The sequence below is a fragment of the Dietzia sp. CW19 genome (genome assembly GCF_014145265.1).
Classification (GTDB): Bacteria; Actinomycetota; Actinomycetes; order Mycobacteriales; family Mycobacteriaceae; genus Dietzia; species Dietzia natronolimnaea.
Genome location: NZ_JAALEE010000288.1, coordinates 1 through 1,181, shown reverse-complemented (window position 1 = coordinate 1,181; position 1,181 = coordinate 1). Strand labels below are relative to the sequence as shown.

1 protein-coding gene is annotated in these 1,181 nt (G+C 70.4%); it reads right to left on the bottom strand.

What is annotated here, in order from left to right; genetic code table 11:
- A partial coding sequence (locus G6021_RS09290) for an aspartate-semialdehyde dehydrogenase (protein WP_182641129.1) occupies positions 1-801 on the bottom strand: 801 nt, incomplete at its 3' end.
- Between the last annotated feature and the right edge of the window lie 380 nt (positions 802-1,181).

The window sequence follows — 1,181 nt, the reverse complement described above, 5'->3', positions numbered from 1 at the left end:
CCGCTCGAACTCGGCGTTGATGCTCAGCGTGTGGCCGGTGAACACGGGTACGCGCACGCAGGTGCCGGCGACGCGCAGCTCCGGCAGCCCGAGGATCTTGCGCGACTCGTTGCGCAGCTTCTGCTCCTCGTCGGTCTCCTCGGACCCGTCGTCGACCAGCGCGCCCGCCATCGGCAGCACGTTGAACGCGATCGGCGCCACGTACGGCCCCGTGTCGTCCACCTTGAGCGCCGCGCCGTCGTGCACCAACTCGTGGCCGACGCCGACGTTCCCGGTCACCTGCTCCTCGAGGGTCCGCACGCCCTGCAACCCCGACCCGGACACGGCCTGGTACGTGGAGACGACGAGGCGCGTGAGCCCCGCGGCGTCGTGCAGCACCTTGAGCACCGGCATCGCGGCCATGGTGGTGCAGTTGGGGTTGGCGATGATGCCCTTGGGCGGGTTCTGCGCGGCCTCGGGGTTGACCTCGGAGACGATCAGCGGGACGTCGGGGTCCTTGCGCCAGGCGCTGGAATTGTCGACGACGACGGCGCCGGCCGCGGCGAACCGAGGGGCCTGCTCCTTGGACATCGTGCCGCCCGCGGAGAACAGGGCGATGTCGATGCCCTTGAGCTCCTCGTCGGTGGTGTCGGCCGTGTCCTCCACGACGATCTCCTCGCCGCGGAACGGCAGCGTGGTGCCCGCCGACCGGGCGGAGGCGAAGAACCGCACCTTGTCAGCCGGGAAGTCCCGCTCCTCCAGCAGGGCGCGCATCACGCGCCCCACCTGGCCCGTGGCTCCGACTACGGCGACAGTGGTCATCGTTGAGGTCAACTCCTGAAAGGTTCTGTCCCGGCCCGCCGCGGACGGGTTCTCCGCCCTGCGCTCGACCGACCGGTGTGGGGACCCAGTCTACCGAGGCCGGTGGCGATGGACAGCGGCCCGCGTCACAGTGCGGGGAGCGGCCGACCTCGCCATCGCCGACCAACGAGAAGTCTGTTCGGCTCACGTCGGCCGAGAGGGAGGTGTGCGAAACGTCCTTTTGGATGGGCTGGCGGGTCCGATGGGCCGGCGGGTCCGATGCTCCACATGGCCGCCCGTCTCCACAGACGATGCCGAAATCGCGGGATGGACGAGGGATGCCACGCTCGTCGTCGTCGACGCTTGCCCCATGCGCCCCGACCCGTCACCCCGCCGCACCC